Source organism: Occultella aeris, from assembly GCF_902703175.1.
GTDB lineage: Bacteria > Actinomycetota > Actinomycetes > Actinomycetales > Beutenbergiaceae > Occultella > Occultella aeris.
Genome location: NZ_CACRYJ010000044.1, coordinates 71105 through 92579 on the forward strand (window position 1 = coordinate 71105; position 21475 = coordinate 92579).

The 21475-nt window shown below is 73.0% G+C and carries 19 protein-coding genes; 8 read left to right on the forward strand and 11 right to left on the reverse strand.

Going from position 1 to position 21475, the window contains the following annotated elements; genetic code table 11:
• The 3 genes from HALOF300_RS14740 (at position 1) to HALOF300_RS14750 (ending at position 5160) form a co-directional block, all read left to right on the forward strand.
• Entirely contained in the window at positions 1–2502 is a 2502-nt protein-coding gene (locus HALOF300_RS14740) for a glycoside hydrolase family 3 protein (RefSeq protein ID WP_156741684.1), read from the forward strand.
• A complete protein-coding gene (locus tag HALOF300_RS14745) occupies positions 2499–4265 on the forward strand; it encodes a glycoside hydrolase family 5 protein (protein WP_156741685.1) in 1767 nt (588 codons plus the stop codon). Before HALOF300_RS14740 ends, HALOF300_RS14745 begins: the two co-directional genes overlap by 4 nt.
• 85 nt (positions 4266–4350) lie before the next feature.
• Positions 4351–5160, forward strand: a complete 810-nt coding sequence (locus tag HALOF300_RS14750; protein ID WP_156741686.1) for an isocitrate lyase/PEP mutase family protein — start codon at positions 4351–4353, stop codon at positions 5158–5160.
• 88 nt (positions 5161–5248) lie between these two features.
• Here the strand turns inward: HALOF300_RS14750 and nadE are convergent, their stop codons facing one another.
• From nadE to HALOF300_RS14765, 3 genes are all read right to left on the reverse strand, one after another.
• On the reverse strand, positions 5249–6106 hold the full coding sequence (gene nadE / locus HALOF300_RS14755; protein ID WP_231955407.1) for an ammonia-dependent NAD(+) synthetase: 858 nt from the start codon (positions 6104–6106) through the stop codon (positions 5249–5251).
• A 54-nt stretch (positions 6107–6160) separates the two neighbouring features.
• Complete coding sequence (locus HALOF300_RS14760; protein ID WP_156741687.1) at positions 6161–8599, reverse strand: DEAD/DEAH box helicase; 2439 nt, start codon at positions 8597–8599, stop codon at positions 6161–6163.
• A 155-nt stretch (positions 8600–8754) separates the two neighbouring features.
• A complete protein-coding gene (locus tag HALOF300_RS14765) occupies positions 8755–9312 on the reverse strand; it encodes a TetR family transcriptional regulator (RefSeq protein ID WP_156741688.1) in 558 nt (185 codons plus the stop codon).
• A gap of 82 nt (positions 9313–9394) precedes the next feature.
• Between HALOF300_RS14765 and HALOF300_RS14770 the strand changes: the two genes are divergently transcribed.
• On the forward strand, positions 9395–9790 hold the full coding sequence (locus tag HALOF300_RS14770; protein WP_156741689.1) for a VOC family protein: 396 nt from the start codon (positions 9395–9397) through the stop codon (positions 9788–9790).
• Positions 9791–9866: 76 nt separating this feature from the next.
• On the opposite strand, the gene HALOF300_RS14775 is transcribed toward HALOF300_RS14770, so the two are convergent.
• From HALOF300_RS14775 to ssd, 8 genes are all read right to left on the reverse strand, one after another.
• The gene (locus HALOF300_RS14775; RefSeq protein ID WP_156741690.1) at positions 9867–10697 is read right to left on the reverse strand and encodes an SAM-dependent methyltransferase; all 831 of its coding nucleotides are present in this window, start codon (positions 10695–10697) and stop codon (positions 9867–9869) included.
• Positions 10698–10866: 169 nt separating this feature from the next.
• On the reverse strand, positions 10867–11367 hold the full coding sequence (locus HALOF300_RS14780) for an Rv3654c family TadE-like protein (RefSeq protein WP_231955408.1): 501 nt from the start codon (positions 11365–11367) through the stop codon (positions 10867–10869).
• A complete protein-coding gene (locus HALOF300_RS14785) occupies positions 11364–11861 on the reverse strand; it encodes a TadE family type IV pilus minor pilin (RefSeq protein ID WP_231955409.1) in 498 nt (165 codons plus the stop codon). The genes HALOF300_RS14780 and HALOF300_RS14785 overlap by 4 nt, the downstream gene beginning before the upstream one ends.
• 3 nt (positions 11862–11864) lie before the next feature.
• Positions 11865–12098, reverse strand: a complete 234-nt coding sequence (locus HALOF300_RS14790) for a DUF4244 domain-containing protein (RefSeq protein WP_156741691.1) — start codon at positions 12096–12098, stop codon at positions 11865–11867.
• Positions 12099–12233: 135 nt separating this feature from the next.
• Entirely contained in the window at positions 12234–12839 is a 606-nt protein-coding gene (locus HALOF300_RS14795) for a type II secretion system F family protein (protein ID WP_156741692.1), read from the reverse strand.
• Entirely contained in the window at positions 12839–13444 is a 606-nt protein-coding gene (locus HALOF300_RS14800) for a type II secretion protein F (RefSeq protein ID WP_197522575.1), read from the reverse strand. Before HALOF300_RS14800 ends, HALOF300_RS14795 begins: the two co-directional genes overlap by 1 nt.
• 200 nt (positions 13445–13644) lie before the next feature.
• Positions 13645–14832: a TadA family conjugal transfer-associated ATPase gene (locus HALOF300_RS14805; RefSeq protein WP_231955410.1), complete on the reverse strand. Its 1188-nt coding sequence runs from the start codon at positions 14830–14832 to the stop codon at positions 13645–13647.
• A gap of 12 nt (positions 14833–14844) precedes the next feature.
• Positions 14845–15861 (reverse strand): septum site-determining protein Ssd, encoded by a 1017-nt coding sequence (gene ssd, locus HALOF300_RS14810; RefSeq protein WP_197522576.1) that lies wholly within the window; start codon positions 15859–15861, stop codon positions 14845–14847.
• 402 nt (positions 15862–16263) lie between these two features.
• On the opposite strand from ssd, the gene HALOF300_RS14815 reads away from it, so the two are divergent.
• The 4 genes from HALOF300_RS14815 to HALOF300_RS14830 all read left to right on the forward strand — a co-directional run bounded on the left by HALOF300_RS14815 (position 16264) and on the right by HALOF300_RS14830 (position 21456).
• Entirely contained in the window at positions 16264–17460 is a 1197-nt protein-coding gene (locus HALOF300_RS14815; RefSeq protein WP_156741695.1) for a hypothetical protein, read from the forward strand.
• 134 nt (positions 17461–17594) lie between these two features.
• Positions 17595–19604, forward strand: a complete 2010-nt coding sequence (gene acs, locus HALOF300_RS14820) for an acetate--CoA ligase (RefSeq protein ID WP_156741696.1) — start codon at positions 17595–17597, stop codon at positions 19602–19604.
• A 103-nt stretch (positions 19605–19707) separates the two neighbouring features.
• A complete protein-coding gene (locus tag HALOF300_RS14825; RefSeq protein ID WP_156741697.1) occupies positions 19708–20616 on the forward strand; it encodes an alpha/beta fold hydrolase in 909 nt (302 codons plus the stop codon).
• A gap of 162 nt (positions 20617–20778) precedes the next feature.
• On the forward strand, positions 20779–21456 hold the full coding sequence (locus HALOF300_RS14830; protein WP_154795742.1) for a Crp/Fnr family transcriptional regulator: 678 nt from the start codon (positions 20779–20781) through the stop codon (positions 21454–21456).
• Positions 21457–21475 lie beyond the last annotated feature (19 nt).

Sequence of the window (21475 nt, forward strand, 5' to 3'; positions counted from 1 at the left end):
ATGACCTCCCTGCCCACCGATGACCTTCTCGCCCGGGTCGCCACCCTGACCGTCGCCGAGAAGGTCACCCTGCTCACCGGAGCCACCGCCTGGACCACCCACGCCCAGGAGTCGATCGGCCTGGCGGAGGTCGTGATGTCGGACGGGCCGGCCGGCGTGCGCGGCATCGGGCCCGGCACGTCGACCTCGCTCCCGGCCCCGAGCGCGCTCGCCGCCACCTGGGACCTCGAGCAGGCCGCGCGGATCGGCCGGTTCTTCGCGGCGGCAGCCCGGCGCCGGGGCGTGGACGTGGTCCTGGCCCCGGTGCTGAACCTGCAACGCGTCCCGGTCGGCGGACGGCACTTCGAGAACTACAGCGAGGACCCGTACCTGACCGGAGCGGTCGGCGCCACCGTCATCGCCGCGATGCAGGACCTCGGCGTGGCCGCCTGCGCGAAGCACTTCGTCGCCAACGACTCCGAGACCGACCGGACCACCTACGTGGCCCGGGTGGACGAGGTCACCCTCCGCGAGGCGTACCTGCCGCCGTTCCACCGGGGTGCGGTCGAGGCCGGCGCCTGGACGGTCATGTCCGCCTACAACGGCCTCGACGACGGCGAGGAGTCCGCCCCCGCCGGCGAGCACCGCCGGCTGCTCACCACCCTGTTGAAGCAGGAGTGGGGTTACGACGGGCTCGTGGTCAGCGACTGGGCGGCGGCCCGCACGACCGTCCCGACGGCGAACGCCGGCATGGATCTGGTGATGCCGGGACCGCACGGGCCCTGGCAGGATGCGCTCGTCGCTGCCGTCCAGACCGGGGAGGTGCCCGAGTCCGTCATCGACGACAAGGTGGTCCGGTTGCTGCGCCTGGCACAGCGCGTCGGCAAGCTCGACGGCGCAGGTCCGGCGCCGATCCCGGCGCACCTCGTCGAGGAGGGCTGGTCGGTCTCGCGCGACCTCGCGGCGCGTGCGACCGTCGTGCTGCGGCGTGGTGCGGCGTGGCCGTTGGCGGCGGCGTCGGCCGGCCGGACGATCGCGCTGATCGGCGCCAACGCCGTCGAGCCCTACGTCCAGGGCGGCGGCAGCGCGAAGGTGCGCGTCGAGCACGAGGTGAGTCCCCTCGAAGGGCTCACCGACGCGCTCGACGGCACCTCCGCCGTCGTCCGCTTCGCTCGCGGTGGCGCTGTGCTCGAGCATGCGCCGATGCTCGGCACCGACCTCATCACGGACCCCGTCACCGGCGGGGCCGGTGTGCACCTGAGCGCCCACGACGCCGGCGGTGCGCTGCTCGCGCAGGAGTCCGCGGCCCGCACCGACTGGACCTGGCACTACGGCTTCCCGGCGGACAGTGCCGAGCTGGTCCTGCGTACCACCGTGCATCTGACCGGCGACGGCACCCACGAGCTGGAGCTCGGCGCGATCGGCTACCACGACGTGCTCGTCGACGGTGAGCTCGTGGCCAGCGCGCGCGACGACGACGGCGCGCAGGCGGTGCTGAACTCGTCTGTGAACGCACCCCTCGGGGTACGGGTGCCGGTCCTGGTCGACGGGTCGCGGGACGTCGAGGTCGAGCTGCGCCTGCACGTCGTGGACACCGGCCAGTACGGGCGGCTCATCAGCGCGACGCTGCGGCACGCGCTCCCCGGCCCGGACACCGGCATCGAGATCGACGAGGCCGTGGCCCTGGCTGCCGAGGCGGACGTCGCGGTCGTGGTGGTCGGCACGAACGGCGAGGTGGAGAGCGAGGGCTGGGACCGCGCCTCGCTCGCGCTGCCGGGCCGCCAGGACGAGCTCGTCCGCCGGGTCGCGGCCGTGAACCCGCGCACCGTGGTGGTGGTGAACGCGGGCGCACCGGTGCTGCTGCCGTGGCTCGACGAGGTCGACACGGTGCTGTGGGCGTGGTTGCCGGGGCAGGAGTTCGGGCACGCCCTCGCCGACGTGCTGCTCGGCCGGACCGAGCCCGCCGGCCGGCTGCCGTGGACGCTGCCCGCGAGCGCCGACGACGTACCGGTCCCGGACGGCGCGCCCGTCGACGGCGTCGTCGACTACCGCGAGGGCACCGACGTGGGCTACCTGGGCTGGCAGCGCCTCGGCCGCACACCGGCGCTGCCGTTCGGGCACGGGCTGGGCTGGACCGACTTCACCCACGGCGAGCCCGCCGTGACCTGCGAGCCCGACGGCGACCTCACCGTCGGCGTGGACGTCACCAACGTCGGACCGCGCGCCGGGCGCGAGGTGGTGCAGGTGTACCTGGAGCGACCGGGTGACCCGGGGATGCTGCGGCTGGCCGCCTTCGCCTGCGCGGACGTTGCCGCGGGCGCGGCTGCCACAGTGACCGTCCGGGTGCCCGGACGCGCTCTCGAGCGGTGGGTTCCCAGTGGATCGGGATCGACGGGATGGCAGCGGGTCGGCGGCACCTACCGCGTGCACGTGGGCCGTTCGGTGGCGGACATCCGCGCAGGAGTGGACATCGTGATCGAGGGTGCGGACGTGCGCGTCGCCGACGGCGTGGTGCACGCATGAGCTCCACAGTGTCCGCCACCCACCCGCCGCTGAGCCCGCTCGCCGCGTCCCGCCCGGACGTCGCCGCGCGCTCCTTCGTGCGCCGGGCGGGCACCCGGATCGTCGACGGGACCGGCGCACCGGCGCTCGAACGCGGCGTCGGTATCGGCACCTGGCTGCTGCCGGAGGGCTACATGTGGGGCTTCCGGCCGGCCGGGCGGCCCGGAGCCGGCGTGCCCGCACAGTCTCCACGGGAGATCGAGGCCCTGTTCGCCGACCTGGTCGGGCCCGAACGGGCCGCGACATTCTGGACCCGGTGGCGAGCGTCGTTCTTCACCGAGGCCGACGTCGCCGAGATCGCCGCGCAGGGGTTCGACCACGTGCGGCTGCCGATCAACTCCCGCGTCGTCATGGACGACTCGGGCGCGTTCCTCGCCGACGGGTTCACCCTGATCGACGCGTGCATCGACTGGTGCCGCGTCCATGGCCTGCACGTGGTGCTGGACCTGCACGGCGCCCCCGGCGGGCAGACCGGCACCAATATCGACGACTCACCGCGCGGGCGCCCGGAGCTGTTCACCGATCCGAACTACCGCGCCCTGACCGTGGCGCTGTGGGCCGAACTGGCCCGCCGCTACTCCGACGAGCCAGTGGTCGCGGCCTACGACCTGCTCAACGAACCGCTGCCGAACGAGCACGCCGCCGCCCACGCCGTCGACCTGGTCAGCCTGTACCGCGACCTCACCGCGACGATCCGGGCCATCGACCCGGACCACCTCATCATGTATGAGGGCCTGCACTGGGCCAGCGACGTCTCGATCTTCACCGAGGTCTGGGACGCGAACTCGGCGATCCAGTTCCACCGGTACTGGGCGCCGCCGGACCGGGCCGGGATCGCGCCCCACCTCGAGGTCCGGGACCGGCTCGGCCTTCCGATCTACATGGGCGAGGGCGGCGAGAACGGCACGGACTGGCTGGCTGCCGCGTTCGGGCTGTACACGGCCCAGGGCATCGGCTGGAACTTCTGGACCTGGAAGAAGATCGACAACCCGCACTCCCCCGCCGTGGTCGTGCCGCCGCCGGGTTGGGATGCCATCGCCGGGTACGCGGCGGGCACGCACGAGCGACCCGACCCCGACGCCGCCTGGGCCACGCTGCTCGCCCTGGTCGAGGCCGTGCGGCTGCCGAACTGCACCTGGCACGGTGAGGTGATCGCGGCGCTGCTGCACCGCACGCCGGTGACCCTGCCGGCCTACGCGTTCTCCGGCGCCTGCGCGGGCTCGCGGAGCATCGCGTCGAGCACCGCCGCCGAGTCGCAGACCGGCGCGGCGGAGCCGGCCGATGCCGCCGGCGAGCCATGGCCGGACGAGCCGGTCACGATCCGCTACACCGGCGGCGACCCCGACGTGAACCCGTTCGCCGCCGACCCGGCCGAGCGCGCCCGAGCCGGCACGTTCGCGGTGCATCTGCGCGCCGGAGACCGGGTCGACTACGACCTGCACGTCGCCGAGCCGGTGGCTCGCCCCGGCGGCTCGTCCGAGACCACGGTGACCCTGCGGACCGGGCCGGCTGCGCCGTCGGGCATCACGCCGACTCCGACCCCGCCCGCGGACCCGGCCGCGCCCCTCGGCACCATGACCGTGCGGCTCGGCGGCGTCGCGGTCACCGGCGCCTGGTCCGGGACCGCCTGGCGTGGCTCGACGCCGACGGTCCCCGGCGCCACGACGCTCCGGATCGGCGTCGAGGACGGTGTCGTCGATCTGATCGAGATCGCCGTGCGCTGACCCGCGCAGGTCCACCTCGCAGACCCGCTCGGACCCCGCGGCGGCGGAGTAGAGTGCGGAGCCCAGCCCCTTCTCGAGGTGTGCCATGCACGTCCAGGCCGATCGCGTCGCAGCGTTCCACCGCCTGCACTCCAGCGGCACCTTCGTGATGCCGAACCCTTGGGATCCCGGGAGCGCACGGGTCCTGGAGGGGCTCGGTTTCCCGGCGCTGGCGACGACGAGCTCAGGGTTCGCCTGGACCCGCGGCCGGGCGGACACCCACGTCGACCTCGAGCAGGTGCTCGCGCACCTCAAGGAGGTCGCCGACGCCGTCGACGTGCCGGTGAACGCGGACTTCGAGGGCGGCTACGCCGTCGATCCCGAGCAGGTGGCCACGAACGTGAGCCGCGCCGTCGCCACCGGTATCGCCGGCCTGTCGATCGAGGACTCCTCGGGCGATCAATCCGAGCCCCTGCTCCCGTTCGAGGTGTCCCTCGAGCGGGTGCGGGCGGCGCGCCGCGCGATCGACGAGAGCGGCACGGGGGTGCTGCTGACCGCGCGGTCCGAAGGCTTCGTCGTCGGCCGCCCGGACATCGACGAGACCGTGCGCCGGCTGCGCGCATACGCCGAGGCGGGTGCCGACTGCCTCTACGCGCCCCGGATCACGACGGTCGCGGAAATCGAGGCCGTCGTGGCCGCCGTCGCGCCGAAGCCGGTGAACCTGCTGATCAACTCGCCGTTCCTGACCGTGGCGCAGGCGGGCGCGCTCGGCGTGCGGCGGATCAGTGTGGGCGGCACCCTGGCGCGCGCGGCGTGGGGCGGCTTCCTAGGCGTCGCGCGGGAGATCGCCGACGCCGGCACGTTCTCCGGGTTCCGGGACCTGCCGGACGTCGACGGCATGTTCGGGCACGGCTGAGGCGTTACCGCCCGACGGCGGGCCCACCTGGGCTCGTCGGTCCGCGACGCGCCGCGCTGCCTCGGGCAGAGGGCCGGGCGGCCCGCGCTCAGGCGTGGTCGAGGTCCTCCGGCGTGACCGGCATCGCCCGCTTGTGCGCGGTACGCGCGAAAGCGCGTTCGATCGTCTCGCGGTCCTCCTCGGCGACCGGGCCACCCTCGAGGTAGGTGTCGATCGCCTCGTAGGTCACCCCGAGGGCCACCTCGTCCGGGTTGCCGGGCTTGCCGTCCTCGAGGTCCGCGGTCGGGACCTTCGTGACCAGGGTCTGCGGCGCCCCCAGGTGGGCACCGATGGCCCGGACCCGGCGCTTGGTGAGACCGGCGAGCGGGGTCAGGTCGCAGGCGCCGTCACCGTGCTTGGTGTAGAAGCCGGTGACCGCCTCGGCTGCATGGTCGGTTCCGATCACGAGCAGGTTGCGCAAGCCCGCGATCGTGTACTGGGCGACCATCCGCTGGCGGGCCTTGACGTTGCCCTTGACGAAGTCCGCCGCGGACTCGCTGGTGGCGGTCGTGCCACCGGCCCGGACCGCGGCGACCATGGCATCCGTCGGCTCGGCGATGTTCACGGTAAGCACCTCGTCGGCCTCGATGAAGGAGATGGCCACCTGGGCGTCGGCCTCGTCGGCCTGCACCCCGTACGGCAGCCGGACCGCCACGAACACGGCCTCCCTGCCCTCGGCACGGAGCCGCTCGACGGCCAGCTGCGCGAGGCGCCCCGCCGTCGTGGAGTCCACCCCGCCGCTGATACCCAGGACATATCCCGCCGCACCGGTGCGGCGCAGGTACTCGGCCAGGAACCCGATCCGGCGCTCGGCCTCGGCGGCAGCGTCGAACTCGGCAGGGACGCCGAGCTCGTCGATGATCTGCTGCTGGATGGGCGGGAGCTGGCGGATCTGCGCGGTGGTCACGTTCACACGGTAGCGACCAGCCAGGCGCCGGTACCAGCGTGGTCGGGGCGACGTTCACGACCCGGGCGCGACCTCGAGGAGCAGTCCGAGCACGATCAGTGCACCGGCCTTGTCCAGCGGGTTGTTGTTGTTCCCGCACTTGGGCGACTGCACGCAGCTCGGGCATCCCGTCGCGCAGCGACACGACGCGACGGCGTCCCGGGTCGCTGCGATCCACGTGCGGGCTGCGCGGAAGCCCCGCTGTGCGAACCCGGCGCCGCCGGGGTACCCGTCGTAGACGAAAACGGTGGGTTCGAACGTGTCGGCGTGGATCGCCGTGGAGAGCCCGCCGATGTCCCACCGGTCGCAGGTGGCGATCAGCGGGAGCAGTCCGATCGCGGCGTGCTCGGCGGCGTGCAGTGCCCCGGGCAGGTCCGCGGGACCGACGCCTGCCTCGGCGAGGACCGAGGCGTCCACGTGCCACCAGGTGCCGGTGGTGTGCAGAGTGCGCTCGGGCATCTCGAGCGGGTAGGACGCGATGATCTCCATGCCCGGCAGCCGGCGGCGGTCGTAGCCGTTCACCCGGGCCGTCACCTCGAGGTGCCCGTAGTTCCACCGGACCGGTCCCCACTGCTGCTCGGTGTCCGTGCTGACGATCCGCACGTGGGTGTCGGAGCGGGCCCGGGTGCGGTAGCCGAGGTTCTGGGCGGTGACGAGCGCGACGTCGTCGCCGTAGTGCTCCACCCGGTAGGTGCGGCCCTGGTGGGTGTAGACCGCCCCTTCGTGCACGGTCGCGTCGGCGCGGTCACCGTCGACGGTGCCGAGCACGCGGCCGGTGCCCTCCTCGACGACCTGGACCTGGGCCTCGCTCCCGCCGCGCAGGTCGGTGAGCCCGGCGGGGTGCTCGGGGCGCGCGTAGTTCCAGTACCAACCGCCGGGACGACGGCGGAGCAGCCCCCGCGCGACGAGCTCGTCCGGGAGCGCGGCGTCGGCGAGGCCGAACCGGGCCAGGTCGGCCTCCGTCAGCGGAAGTTCGGCGGCGGCGGCGCACAGGTGCGGGGCGAGCACGTAGGGGTTGGCCGGGTCGAACGCGGTGGCCTCGACCGCGACGCCGAAGATCGCCTCCGGGTGGTGCACCAGATAGGAGTCCAGCGGGTCGTCGCTGGCGATGAGTACCGCGAGACCTTCGGCGCCCGCTCGCCCGGCCCGGCCGACCTGCTGCCACAGCGACACCCGGGTTCCCGGCCAGCCGGCGATCAGGACGGCGTCGAGGCCTGAGATGTCCACGCCGAGCTCGAGGGCGTTCGTCGAGGCGAGCGCGAGTAGGTCCCCGGTGCGCAGCGCGGCCTCGAGCTCGCGGCGCTCCTCGGGCAGGTATCCGCCCCGGTAGGCGGCGACCCGGTCCGCCAGGTCCTCCTGGGCGCTCGGGTCCGGTGCTGCGCCGGGCGCGCGCCAGCGCGCACCGAGCCGGTCGCGGGTGTGGACCGCGATCACCTCGGCGCCGATGCGTGAGCGGACGAAGGCGAGTGTGCGGCGCCGGGCCCGGACGAGGTCGGTGAGCAGGTCCGCGGTCTCCGACAGGGCCGACCGCCGCGGACCGTCCTCGGGAGCGCCGCTCGGGACACCGGGCGGCGGGTCCTGGTCGACGAAGTCGTCCTCGGCGACCTCTTCGGCGTCGGTGAGCAACGGCGGCATCCACAGCGCGACGGTGCGCCGGCCGGCGGGCGAGGCGTCCGCGGTGACGGCATGCACCTCGGCGGCATCGACCCCGAGCAGCCGGGCCGCCGTCACCTCCGGCTCCCCCGTCGTCGCCGACGCCATGATCGCCGTCGGGCGTGCCCCGTAGTGCTCGGCCAGCCGCAGCAGCCGGCGCAGCACCAGAGCGACGTGCGCGCCGAGGACCCCGCGGTAGGCGTGGCACTCGTCCACGACGATGTACCGCAGGCCGCGGAGCAGTCGCTGCCAGCGTTTGTGCCCGCTGAGCATGGAGAAGTGCAGGAAGTCCGGGTTCGTCAGGACGATGTCGGCGTAGTCGCGGGCCCAGTCGCGCTCGTTCAGCGGTGTGTCGCCGTCGCACGTCACGGCGCGCACATCCCTGATCGCTCCGGCGCGGAGCAGTTCGGTGAGTCCGTGCAGCTGGTCTGCCGCGAGTGCCTTCGTGGGGCTGAGGTAGAGCACGCTCGGGCGACGGGTGAGCGTGGAGATCCTGGTGCCGGCGGTCTGGGCGCGGATGGCGGTGATCGCCGGGAGCCACCCGGCCAGCGACTTGCCGGATCCCGTGGAGGTCGCGAGGACCACGTGCCTGCCGGCCCAGGCGGCCTCCGCGGCCTCCACCTGATGCACCCACGGCTCGATGATGCCGCGGGCACGATAGGCGCCCACGAGATCCGGGTCCGCCCACTTCGGCCACGCGGCGGTCCGACCGGCACGTGCCGGCATCCGCTCGACGTGCAGGAGACTGTCCTGCTCGCGACGACCGGTCAGGAGCACCTGCAGCGTGTCCCGGTCGGCCATTGGCCGATTGTCGCAGCACGGTCCGACACACCAGGTGTTCGCACCGACCGGGCGTGCGGTCCGGCCAGGCGCACCTGAGCAACGTCCATCAGCGCTCGTCGGCAAGGCGCGTGATCGCCTGCGGCGTAGCGAACCAGCTCCGACGCGGCGCGCCGTCAGCGACGCAGCGAGTCGATCATCCGGTTCAGCGCCGCCTCGGCCAGTTCCGGTCGGCCGCCGTCCGCGATCCAGATCGCCGCCTCGTTCATCGCACCGCCGAGCAGCGCACCGGCGGCACCGGGGTCCACGGCCAGATCGTCGAGCGCGGCCAGTCCCTCGGCGAGCAATTTCGTGGAGTGCTGGGAGTCCATCCGGCGCCAGGACTCCCAACCGACCACCGCGGGTCCGTCCACGAGCACGATCCTACGGATGCCGGGCTCCACCGCGGCCCTCAGGAACGCCGCGCTCCCGACCCTGATCGCCGACCAGCCCGCGCCCGGGGCCGCCTGCGCGACGGCGTCCGCGATCACGGCGTGGGCGTCGGCGAGTACGGCAGTGAACAGCCCCAGCTTGTCGCCGAAGTGGTGGTAGACCGCACCTCGAGTCACACCGGCCGCCTCCGCAACCCGCTCGAGACCGACGGCCGCATAGCCCTGCTCGGCGAACAGCTCGCGGGCCACCTCACGCAGGCGCCGTTCGGTCGCCTCGCTCTGGGCCTTGGTCGCTCTGGCCACGGCCAACTCCTTTACAAACAGGCTGTACGTATTCTACGGTTGGGTTCTATACATACAGAGTGTATCTAACTGGAGGCACCGCATGATCACCGGCATCTACCCGGTCCTGATGAGTACGGATGTCGCGGCCAGTGCCGCCTTCTTCACCGAGCGGTTCGGTTTCGAGACCGTGTTCGAGGCCGACTGGTACGTCTCGCTGCGCCGGGACAACTGGGAGCTGGCCTTCGTCGACGCCGACCACCCGACGATCCCCGACGGCTTCCGCGCCGCGGCCACCGGAGTACTGCTGAACGTGGAGGTGGATCACGTCGACGAGGAGTACGCCCGGCTCATGGCCACCGGCGACGTGCAGGTAGTGCTCGAGCTCCGCTCGGAGGACTTCGGGCAGCGGCACTTCATCGTCGTGGCGCCCGGCGGCGTCCTCGTCGATGTCATCGAACCGATCCCGTACGCCGGCGAGTTCGCGGCGCAGGACTGATACTGAAGTCGCGTCGATCCAGGCGCGGCGACGCGGCGAAGGCCTGATCCTGACGTCGCGTCCATCCCCGGCGCGGCTACGCAGTCGCCGGTTGCGGCACGTCTGTGGCGGCGAGCGTCAGATAGGCGAATCCCATGACGTCCCGGTGGCCGCGCAGCCAGATCGAGCGCTGCGCGTCCAGGGCCTGCCGGATCGCATCGGCGTCGGGGTGGTCCGGGTGGGCAGCGAGCCAGAGTTCCCGGTCGGCCATATGACCGGACTCGTACTCCTCCCACTCCTCCCGCGTGACGGTCTCGGTGCGGATCGGACGGAAGCCGGCGGCGACGGCCTGATCGACGAGGTCGGCGAGCAACGGACAGTCCTCGGCGGTGGTGCCCTCCCACATGTTCGCGAGTTCGGTCGCCGTCGGTGGATGCTCCCAGTACTCGACACCGAACAGCAGCCGTCCGCCGTCACGCACGCGCCCGCGCAGCGCGTTGAGGGCCTCCGGGATCGAACCGAATGCGTGGAAGGCGCCGATGTTCAGCACGACGTCGGCGGGTTCGGTGGGCTGGGTGGCGGAGCCTTCGAGGAGGTCCACACGGTCCCCGAGCACGCGGCTCGCGGCGGCGAGCCGCGCTCGTTCGAGGTCCGGGCCATGGACGTCCACACCGATGCCGCGAGCCTGCGGTGCCCCGGCGAGCGTCATCAGCAGGAGTTCGGCCCAGCCGCAGCCCAGGTCCACGATCAACGCCGGGTTGGTCGCCGCGAGGTCGGCCGCCAGGCGATGCGCCCGTTGGGACGAGAGCGGGGCGTTGAACGTCAGCAGCCTGCCCGACCCCGTAGGGGGCGGAGCGGAGCCGTGGGCTGACGATGCGGGGCCGCCATCACTTGGCGTGGCCGGGCCGTCGTTCGGTGTCGAGGTCATCGCAGGCGACCCTGCACCGCCTATCTGTCAGCGTCAAGGTGATTGATGGTCACCTTCGATGGGAGTCAGCGGCGGCGGTGCAGCCCGGCCCGAACGACTCCGGTCCGACTAACGCCCGCCCGACTGACTCGGGCCCGACTGACTCCGGCACGACTGACTCCGGCCCGATTCACTCCAGTCCGACCGGCCCGGCCCGGGCCTGCGCGGTGGCCCGGGCCGACCACCCAGGGACCGGTGACACCGGGACCCCGACCTGCACGGTCACCATGCCGCCCGCGGACACGGCACAGGAGTCGAGCTCGACGCCGTGTCGCTGTGCGACACCGCCCGCGGCCGCGCACGCGTCGCCGGAGCGGCCCGCCGCCACCTCCGCACCGGCGATGGCAGCGAGATCAGCCGACCCCTGCGCCAGGCCGCGCGCACTCGTGACCCGGGCCAACCCGCCGACCAGCACGGCGAGGATGAGCGCCGCCGCAACGACGCCGAGAACCAGGACCGTGGCCGATCCTCGCTCTCCCTCGCCGAGGCGGCTCGATAAACCTCGGGTGGCGGACCGCGCGCTGGCACCCGGTTCGCCCGACGCGGCAGGTGCGAACCGCACGGGCGTCTCGGCCGATTCCCGGGTGACCCGTTCGCCCGACGCGGCAGATGTGAACCGGATGGGTGTCACGGCCCGCTCCCGGGTTCGGCGCGTGCGGAGAACTCGGCCGAGGCCATCAGCCCAGCAGCCCCGAGAGGGCCGGTGTCCACGGGTGCGCTGACGCGGACGACCACCCACCCATCGGCGGACGTGACCGAGACCTGAGCCTGCTCACCGGCGAGGTCGGAGGCGATGGCTGCCACCTCCGCCTCGCCGGAGCCGAGTGCGGCCGCGCGGGCACCTGCACGAGCGGCGTCGGTGCACCGCACCTGGGCGGTCGCCGCCGCTGCCAGGAGCAGGACGGCGACCAGCACCAGGACGACGGCGGGCAGCACGATCGCGAACTCGGCAGTGACCGAGCCACGCTCGCGCTGCCCAGCGCCCGGCACGCCGCGGGAATGACCGTGTCCGGGCCCGAAATGGCCCGGGCCGCCGGCCAGGTTCCGACCGGCCTCGCTCGGGCCGGCCAGGCTCAGACCGGCCTGGCTCAGACCGGCCTGGCCACTCCTCCCGGGTGCCCGCACGGGTCAGCCGCCCACCGACAGCGCCTGCCGGATGATCCCGAGCAGGAGCCCGCGGACCTCGTCGCTGCGCAGGATCACCAGGAGCAACCCGGCGAAGGCCACGGCCGCCAGGGTGGCGATGGCATACTCCGCCGTGGCCATTCCCGCCTCGGCCGTGCGCAGCACCAGCACGTACCGACGCCGCAGACCCGACACGAAGCGGCGCCAGGCCGCGGCTCCGAACTTGGCGATTCTCATGGTCTTCCTCTCGTCTTCGGGATCGACCGACCCCGTCCTACCTCCACTGTGGGCGCCGCCACCGCCAGCCGCCCCGCGCACCGGGGCCGCTGTGGACGGCTGGGCATCGGCCATCTCGCGGTGGGTCACTGGGACTCAGGGTCCGAGCAGGTCGAGTCCGGTCGACAGCAACACCGGGACCAGCCCGAGCAGGATGAAGGACGGGAGCAGGCACAGCCCCAGTGGCAGGACCAACTGCACACCCAGTCGAGCCGCGGCCTCCCGGGCGCTGGCGCCCCGGCGGGCGCGGACACCCTCCGCGGCTTGGCGCAGGCCTGCTCCAGGTGCCACGCCGTCGCACCAGGCGGGGGCCAGTGCCCGAGACACCGCAGCCCAGTCGTCGTCGACGTCCAGCCAGGCCTGGTCCCAGTCGGCACCGAGCCGGAGTGCGCCGGCGACGCGGCGGAGCGGAGCGCCCTGCTCGACGGGTAGCGCCTGCCCGAGCGCATCGAGCGCAGCAGGGATCGAGACACCGGCGGTGAGCGCCGCGTCGAGCAGGTCGAGCACCACCGCGGGATCGACGACCGGGCCGGACTCCCGGCGCCGAAGTCGGATCGGGAGCCGACCGCGCGCCGGCTCGCCGGCACCGGACACTGGCGCCGTGGGCCTAGCGGACGGCGCGTACGCGAGTGGTGCGCGTCGCAGCGCCCACGGCACCGCCGCCAGCACTACGAGCACGGCGGCGAGCCACGCCGGGCTCATCACGCACCCGCCCGTTCGGCCCGACGCACCAGCGTCGCGACCCACCGTCGGCCGATGACGACCAGTCCGACCCCGAGCACGAGGCACCAGCCGCCGATTCCGCCGCCGAGCAGTACGCCGAGCGGATCGGCACCGAGACCCGTGCCGAGCAGCACCCCAGCCAGCGGCAGCCAGGCCAGCAGTCGCGCCGTCGACCTGGGGCCAGCGAGCGCGGCGCGCCGGGCCGAGGCCGCCTCAGCCGACTCGACGAGCCCACTCGCACAGCGCTCGAGGACATCGGCCAGCGGCGTGCCCACGCGATGAGCGATCCGGCAGGCTGCGATGGCGCCGGCCACCTGTGCCGCGTCCGCGCTGTGCCCCACCCGTGCGGCGAGCTCCGCGAGCGGACCCGGGACGCCCGATGGCCCGCGGTCGCCCGCCATCCATGACTCGTCCGCGCGCGGCGAGGTCCGCGCGGCAGGTGCTCGGGGTCGCACGGCGACGGCGTGGACGACCAGGTCCGCAGCCGAGGCGGGTTCGGCGACGCCGGTGCTCGCGAGCGCCCGCTCCCACGCGGACTCGACGTCGGACCCGGACCGCAGCCTCGCGGCGACCTCCACGAGCACCTCGCCGATGGGGATCCGTCGCTCGCGCGGCCGCCAGAGACCTCGCCGCGGCGCGCGCCGGCCGACCCCGCCGCTCGAGCGTCGATCCGCGCGGCCGGGCGGACGACCCGGGTCCTGCGGACGCGTGGGTGCGCCACGGTGACCGGGCGCCGTCAGCAACCACACGGCCAGGACGCACAAGACGACCCCGAGCACCCCGCTCACCGTGCCGCGTCCAACCGCTCGGCGAGCGCCGGCCATCCCGGTCCCCACCGCCACCCGCCGAGGCCGTCACGACCCATCGCGACCTCGCAGCGCATGCCGTCACCGCCGTCGGGCGAGAGCACCGCGACCTGGTCCACGTGACGACGGCCCTCGGTCCGGCGCAGGTGCACCACCGCGTCGAACGCACTGAGAGCCTGGATCGCGACGGCTGCCGGACTCAGACCGGCGAGTGTGCCGAGCGCGGCGAGGCGGGCCGGAACGTCGGTGGCCGCGTTGGCGTGCACCGTGGCCAACCCGCCGTCATGCCCGGTGTTGAGGGCACCGAGCACCTCCCGGACCTCGGCTCCACGACACTCCCCCAGCACCAGCCGGTCCGGGCGCATCCTCATCGCCGTACGCACCAGATAGTCCAGCCCGATGCCACCGACGCCCTGCACGTTCGGCCGTCGGACCTGCAGGTGCACGACGTGCGGATGGTCCGGCGCCAGCTCCGCGGCCTCCTCGATGCAGACGATCCGTTCGTTCGGCGGGACCAGCGAGAGCATGCTCGCCAGCAGCGTGGTCTTGCCGCTGCCGGTGGCGCCGCTGACCAGGACGTTCGCACGCACGCGCACGAGCTGGGCGAGGATCTGCGCGGACCGGTCGTCGAGGAACCCGTCCTCGACCAGTTCGGCGAGCCGGAACGCCCGACGGCGGACCGTGCGTAGGGAGATCAACGCACCTTCCGCGCTGAGCGGGGCGAGCACGGCGTGCAGGCGGGTACCGTCCGGCAGTCGCCCTTCGGCAACTGGCGCGGCGTCATCCAGTCTTTGGCCGGCGACGGCGGCGAGCCGGGTGGCGAGGGTGCGGATGTCACCGAGACCCGCCGCCGGGACCCGACGCAGGCCGTCGCCGCGATCCACCCAGACACCGTGGTCCGCATTCACGAGGACGTCGGTCACCCGGGGGTCGTCGAGCAGCGGCTGCAGCACCGGCCCGGCGCCGAGGAGTTCGGCCCTCGCGTCCCGCTCCAGCGTGATCAGGTCCCGGTCGCCGAGCGGGCTGGAGGTCTCCCGGACCGCTCTGGTGACCTGGCCGGGGTCCGGCTCATGGTGGCTCCCGAGCAGCCGGTCGCGCACCTGATCGACCCCGGCCTTCGTCATCGGTAGCCGATCGCCTACCCGGGCGGCGCTCGTGCTCGTCATCGTCGGACCCGATCAGTCGGCGAGGCCGAGGGCGCCGACGAGGGTTCGCGCGCCGCGGATCAGCGGGCCTCGTCGCTGTTCCCCCGGCGCGACACCCCGTTCGACAGCGGCCGCGAGGGACCGTTCGGGCCGCATGGTCAGTTCCAGCGGCAGTTCGCAGGCCTGGGCGATCTCCTGTGCGGTCAACCCGCCCGGCGCCGGACCCCGGACCACCAGGCGCACGTCCGCACCGGTCAGCGCGCGGGCCAGCACCTGCGCACCCGCGGCGGACGCGACGTCACAGGTCGCCGCCACGAGGACGACGTCGCAGAAGGGCACCCAGTTGGCCTCACCGGACTCGGCCGCACCCCGGGCGAGATCGAGGACGAGGACGTCGTGACCGGCGGCCAGCGCCTCGAGGACGGGGATCTCCGCCCCCTGTGACGGGCCGCCACGCCAGTCCGCGGACAGCACGTGTACCCCGTGCCACACCGGGAGCGCCACCGAGAGCGACTCGGAGTCGAAGCCGCCCCGGTCCCCGGCGAGGTCACCCCAGCGGACCCCGCCCTCGTGCTCGATGCCCAGGATCAGCTCCACGCCCGCCCCGCTCAGGTCCAGATCCGCGAGGGCCACGCCCAACCCGGCGTCCGCGCAGGCCCGGGCCAGCGCGGTGGCCAGCGCGGACGTGCCCACGCCGCCACGTGCGCCGATCACGCCGACCACCCGCGCGCGCCGCGTCCGGGTACCGGCCCGCGCCCGGGCGAGCACCTGCTCGGCAGCACCCGGCAGCACGAGGCACGCTCCGCCGTCGGGCGCGGTAGCCCCGGGCACCACACTCACCCAGGCGGAGCGGTGCCGGACCTCGGTCCACAACGGGTCCTGCGGACCCCACTCGGTGGCACTGTCGAGCAGCAGACCGGCCTCCGGCGGCCCGGCGGCGGGCGGATGGATCGCCAGCGGCACCCCGGCGAGCGAGGTCACCGCCCGCACCTGTTCGATCAGGGCGGCGTCGGCCGAACGCAGGGCGATGATCGGTTGCTCCAGGGACACCGTGACTCCTCGGGTCGGGCCTTGAGCGTGCCCCGCGCGGCAGCGCCGCCGCGGCCCGGAGCGCCCGGTTGTGGACGGTGGGGGGTCGGGGATCGCCTGTGGACACGGACGTCGATCCCTTCCCAACCTCACCGGGAGGGAGTAGAAATGGAGGACAACTCCAGCAGCGGCGAGTACCCACGCGCGATAGGTCCACGAATAGGACCGGGCGACCGGGATCCGTCCCGTAGCGACCCGTACCGGATATGCACGCTTGATCGCTCGTACGCCACTGAAGGTGACAACGGCGCCCATGGGCGCCGTTGTTGCGTGATTCCGGTGCCCCGCCGGTTCGGCGCGCCCCCCGGATCCGCACCGTCCGCCTCGCTACGGTGACTCCACACGACGATCTTGGAGGATCCAGTGAGCACCGACCCGCCCAGTACCGGTGACAAGGACGAGGTGAACCCCGCACCCGCCGACGACACCACCGCGACTCCAGACGCGCCCACCCAGGGCGGCGTGCTGCCCAGCCCGTCGAGGGCCACCGGTCCAGCGGATCCCGCCGAGTCCTCGGACCCGGCCGCCGAGCCGGTCGCCGGCCCTCTCGACGGGTCCGTCGCGCCGGTCTCCGAGTCCGACCCCGGCGATGAGCCCACAGCCGCCGGCACCGACCTGCCCGCCGCCGAACCGATGACCGCAGCCGGAACGGACCAGCCCGCCGCGAGCGGGCCCCCGACCGCCACCACCAGCCCCGTCGAGGACACCCCTCGGGCCCTCGACGCCGACGAACCCCTGGAGGACGACGTGCCCCCTGCCCCCACCCGCGAGGAGGACGAGGCGGTCCGCGCCGAGCGAGCGCGCCGGTTCGGCCGCCCCTCCGCCGAGAGCGCCGCATCCGCCGACGAGGCCGGCACGACCGCCGTCGGCCCCATCGCGGCCGGCACCACGGCAGCCGGCACGACCTCGCCCGACGCGACGGGCAGCGACGCCGGCGCCATCGCGGCCGGCACCACCGCCGGTGTCGCGGCCGGGGCCGCCACCGAGGCGGACACCGCCGGCCCGGTGACCCCGTCCGAGACCGCGGCCCGCGACGCCGAGGACCCCTTCGAGGACTGGGACGACGGCCCGCAGTCCCGTACCAGCGCGCACTGGTGGGGCATCCTCATCGCCGTCGTGTTCACCCCGGTCGCGTGGTACCTCATCGCCGACGGCGGCGACCGCATCGCGCACGCGCAGAACACGAATCTCGACCAGATCAACGTGGCCGGCTTCATCGAGCTCGGCGGGGGCCTCCTCGCGCTCGTCGCACTCTTCATCGCGGCCCGCTGGTCCTCGGTGGGCTCGATCATCATGGGTTCGGTCGGTGTCCTGATCGGGGCCGCGTTCCTCGCCGTGCCCCGCACCGTTCTGGACTTCCTGGACGAGCAGGCCGCCCCGGTCTTCGAGCGCCTCGGGCAACTCGGCACGAACATCTACGACCACCTGCTCTCCGACGGTCAGACCGGTCGGCTGGTGGCCTACGGCATCGTCCTGATCCTCACCGGCGTGGTCTCCCACGGCGCCCGCCGACAGGGTCGCCGCGAGGAACGACGCAAGACCGCAGTCGGACTCGACTGATCCCTACAGACCCCACGGGACGGTCCGGTGCCTGCGCACCGGACCGTCCCGTTCGTCGTCGTCCCGTAGTTGGGACCGGCCTGCCGGTGTCCACGCGATGGGCATAGGCTGACCCGCGAAACCACGCACCGTCGATGTTGCTCGGAGGAACCGTGACGGACCAGCACAACCCTGCCCTGGAGAACCTGCTCTCGGAGACGCGGTCGTTCCCACCCAGCTCGGAGTTCGCCGCGCAGGCGAATGCCCAGCCGGAGCTGTACGACCGCGCGGCCGCGGACCGGCTCGGGTTCTGGGCCGATCAGGCGAACACGTACCTGACCTGGTCCAAGCCGTTCACCGAGGTGCTCGACTTCTCCGGCGCACCGACCGCCCGCTGGTTCGCCGACGGTCAGCTCAACGCGGCCTACAACGCCGTCGACCGGCATGTCGAGGCCGGCAACGGGGACCGGGTCGCGATCCTCTTCGAGGGCGAGCCGGGCGATACTCGCACCCTCACGTACGCCGACCTCAAGGACGAGGTCTCCCGGGCTGCGAACGCCCTCGGCGCCCTCGGCGTCACGACCGGCGACAGGGTCGCCATCTACCTGCCGATGATCCCCGAGGCGGTCATCGCGATGCTCGCCTGCGCCCGGATCGGTGCCACCCACTCGGTCGTCTTCGGCGGCTTCTCGGCCGAGGCCCTGTACTCCCGGATCACCGACGCGGACGCGAAGCTCGTCATCACCAGCGACGGCGGCTACCGCCGCGGCAAGCCGAGCGCGCTCAAGCCGGCCGTCGACGAGGCCCTCACCAAGGGCGAGACGAACGTCGCGCACGTGCTCGTGGTGCGCCGCACCGAACAGGACGTGGCCTGGACACAGGGCCGGGACGTGTGGTGGCACGACGCGCTCGCCGACGCCTCATCCGAGCACACCCCGGTCCCGGTGGACGCCGAGCACCCGCTGTTCATCCTCTACACCTCCGGCACCACCGGTAAGCCCAAGGGCATCCTGCACACCACCGGCGGCTACCTGACCCAAGCCGCCTACACGCACTCCGCGGTCTTCGACCTCAAGCCCGACACCGACGTGTACTGGTGCACCGCCGACGTCGGCTGGGTCACCGGGCACTCCTACGTCACCTACGGCCCGCTCATCAACGGCGCGACCCAGGTCCTCTACGAGGGCACCCCGGACACCCCGCACAAGGGCCGCTGGTGGGAGATCGTCGCCAAGTACAAGGTCACCATCCTCTACACCGCACCGACGGCGATCCGCACCTGCATGAAATGGGGCGAGCAGATCCCCGGCGAGTTCGACCTCAGCTCGCTGCGCGTCCTGGGCAGCGTCGGCGAACCGATCAACCCCGAGGCATGGATGTGGTACCGCCGCGTCATCGGCGCCGACCGCACCCCGATCGTGGACACCTGGTGGCAGACCGAGACCGGCGCGATCATGATCTCCCCGCTGCCCGGCGTCACCGCCGCCAAGCCCGGCTCCGCGCAGACCCCACTGCCCGGCATCAGCGCCGACATCTGGAACGACGCCGGCGAGCCCGTCGGCAAGGGCGGCGGCGGGTACCTCGTCCTGGACGAGCCCTGGCCCTCCATGCTCCGCGGCATCTGGGGTGACGAACAACGCTTCAAGGACACCTACTGGTCCCGCTTCCCCGGCACCTACTTCGCCGGCGACGGCGCCAAGTACGACGACGAGGGCAACATCTGGCTCCTCGGCCGCGTCGACGACGTCATGAACGTCTCCGGCCACCGCCTGTCCACCACCGAGATCGAATCGGCGCTGGTCTCCCACGAATGGGTCGCCGAGGCCGCCGTCGTGGGCGCCTCCGATGACACCACCGGCCAGGCGGTCGTCGCGTTCGTGATCCTGCGCGGCGAAGCCGTCGAACGCGCCGACGAGATCGGCGAGGGCCACGACGTCGTCGCCGAACTACGCAACCACGTCGCGAAGGAGATCGGCCCGATCGCCAAACCCCGCTCGATCCTCGTGGTCGCCGAACTGCCCAAGACCCGCTCCGGGAAGATCATGCGCCGCCTCCTGCGCGACGTCGCCGAGCACCGTCCCGTCGGAGACGTCACCACCCTCGCCGACACCTCGGTGATGGATCTCATCTCCACCGGTCTCAACGCAGCCCCCGCCGCAGACTGACCGACCCCAGGCACGCGAGTGCGCACGACTCGCTCACGTCTCGAGATGTGATCGGGATTGTGCGCACTCGCGTGCCGGGGTGTTCGGGGTAGCCTCAGGTCCCGTGACCGTCGACCCCTCGATCATCCTCGGCGAGGGCCCCTGGACCCACCGGATGGTCGCCGCGAACGGCGGCCGGTTCCATGTGGCGCTGGCCGGCCCGGACGACGGCGATGCCCCTCTGGTGGTGCTGCTGCACGCCTTCCCGCAGTTCTGGTGGGCCTGGCGCGCGCAACTGCCGATGCTCGCCGACGCCGGCTACCGGGTCGCGGCGATGGACCTGCGCGGCTTCGCCGGGTCGGACAAGCCGCCGTCGGGGCACGACACGCCCTCGATGGTCGCCGACGTGAGCGGCGTGATCCGGTCCCTTGGCGCCACGCAGGCCGTGGTCGTGGGGCACGGCATCGGTGGGCAGGTGGCGTGGTCGATGCCGAGCATGGCGCCGCGCGTCACGCGAGCCATCGGCGTGGTGGGCGCGCCGCACCCGGTCTTCCTGCACTCGTGGTCCCATCGCGCGGCGCCGGCCGGGACGCTCGGCAGGCTGGCGAAGTTCCAGGTGCCGTGGTTCCCGGAGCACTCGCTCACCCGTGGCGACCTGGTCGCGCGGCTGCTGCACGCGTGGGGCGCGCCCGGTTGGAACAGCCCGGACGTCAACCTGTACGCGGACGCGATGCGGCTGCCGTTCGTGGCTCACAGCGCGATGGAGCAGATCCGCTGGCTGGTCCGCTCCACGCCGCGTACCGACGGCCGCCGGTTCCGGTCCGCGGTCTCCGCACCGGTGGCGGTGCCGGTGCTGTCCCTGCACGGAGCCAAGGACGGGAACCTGCCCCCACGCGCCTGCCGGCGCGACAGCGAGATGGTCACCGCCCGGTACAGCCGGGTAGTGGTCGACGGCGCAGGTCACTTCGTGCCGGAGGAGTCACCCGAGGAGGTGGGCGAGTTGTTGCTCGCCTGGCTCGCCGAGCTGCCCTGAGGTGACCCGCCGCTCCGAGTGGCGTTGGCGGTGCGCCGGCAACCGCCCTAATGTGGCGCACGGACACGCTGGGCCTGTCACGGTCTGCCCCAAGTCCGGGCGGATGGCAGACTGTGGTCTACCTCACACGCCTGCCCGTTGGGCAACGAACAGGGAGATTCGATGAACGAGACCGTGGTCCGTACCGCACCGCTCTTCGCCGAACTGAGCGACGAGAGCTATCTCGCGGTGCGGGAGCGGATGGAGGCCCTGACGTTCCGGCGTGGCGAGGAGATCTTCCACGAGGGCTCGGCCGGGGACCGGCTCTACGTGATCGGCTCCGGCAAGGTGAAGCTCGGCCACATGGCCCCGGACGGCCGGGAGCACCTGCTGGCCATCCTCGGACCGGGCGAGATCCTCGGCGAGGTCTCCCTCTACGACCCGGGCCCCCGCACCGCCACGGCGACGGCGCTGGCCACCACCGAGATGGTCGAACTGAGCCATCAGGGGCTGCTGCAGATCCTCGACGCGCGTCCCGAGGTGTCCCAGCACCTGCTCCGCTCGCTGGCTCTGCGCCTGCGCCGCACGAACGACAAGGTCGCGGACCTCATCTTCTCCGACGTCCCCGGCCGGGTCGCGAAGGCACTGCTGGACCTGGGTCGCCGGTTCGGTGAGCGCACGGACGCCGGGCTGAAGGTCACGCACGACCTCACCCAGGAGGAACTGGCCCAACTGGTCGGTGCGACCCGGGAGACCGTGAACAAGGCCCTGGCCGAGTTCTCCTCGCGGGGCTGGCTGCAGCTGCAGGGCCGGTCCGTCATCCTCATCGACATCGACCGGCTCACCCACCGCGGCCGCTGACCGACACCCCTACCCACCC

Excerpts from the sequence above, each read along its gene's own strand:
- HALOF300_RS14775 (WP_156741690.1), bottom strand. The coding sequence starts at position 10,697 with ATGACCTCGACACCGAACGACGGCCCGGCCACGCCAAGTGATGGCGGC.
- HALOF300_RS14745 (WP_156741685.1), top strand. The coding sequence starts at position 2,499 with ATGAGCTCCACAGTGTCCGCCACCCACCCGCCGCTGAGCCCGCTCGCC.
- HALOF300_RS14760 (WP_156741687.1), bottom strand. The coding sequence starts at position 8,599 with ATGGCCGACCGGGACACGCTGCAGGTGCTCCTGACCGGTCGTCGCGAG.
- acs (WP_156741696.1), top strand. The coding sequence starts at position 17,595 with ATGTTGCTCGGAGGAACCGTGACGGACCAGCACAACCCTGCCCTGGAG.
- HALOF300_RS14740 (WP_156741684.1), top strand. The coding sequence starts at position 1 with ATGACCTCCCTGCCCACCGATGACCTTCTCGCCCGGGTCGCCACCCTG.
- HALOF300_RS14805 (WP_231955410.1), bottom strand. The coding sequence starts at position 14,832 with ATGACGAGCACGAGCGCCGCCCGGGTAGGCGATCGGCTACCGATGACG.
- HALOF300_RS14790 (WP_156741691.1), bottom strand. The coding sequence starts at position 12,098 with ATGAGAATCGCCAAGTTCGGAGCCGCGGCCTGGCGCCGCTTCGTGTCG.
- HALOF300_RS14830 (WP_154795742.1), top strand. The coding sequence starts at position 20,779 with ATGAACGAGACCGTGGTCCGTACCGCACCGCTCTTCGCCGAACTGAGC.
- HALOF300_RS14795 (WP_156741692.1), bottom strand. The coding sequence starts at position 12,839 with ATGAGCCCGGCGTGGCTCGCCGCCGTGCTCGTAGTGCTGGCGGCGGTG.
- HALOF300_RS14750 (WP_156741686.1), top strand. The coding sequence starts at position 4,351 with ATGCACGTCCAGGCCGATCGCGTCGCAGCGTTCCACCGCCTGCACTCC.
- HALOF300_RS14770 (WP_156741689.1), top strand. The coding sequence starts at position 9,395 with ATGATCACCGGCATCTACCCGGTCCTGATGAGTACGGATGTCGCGGCC.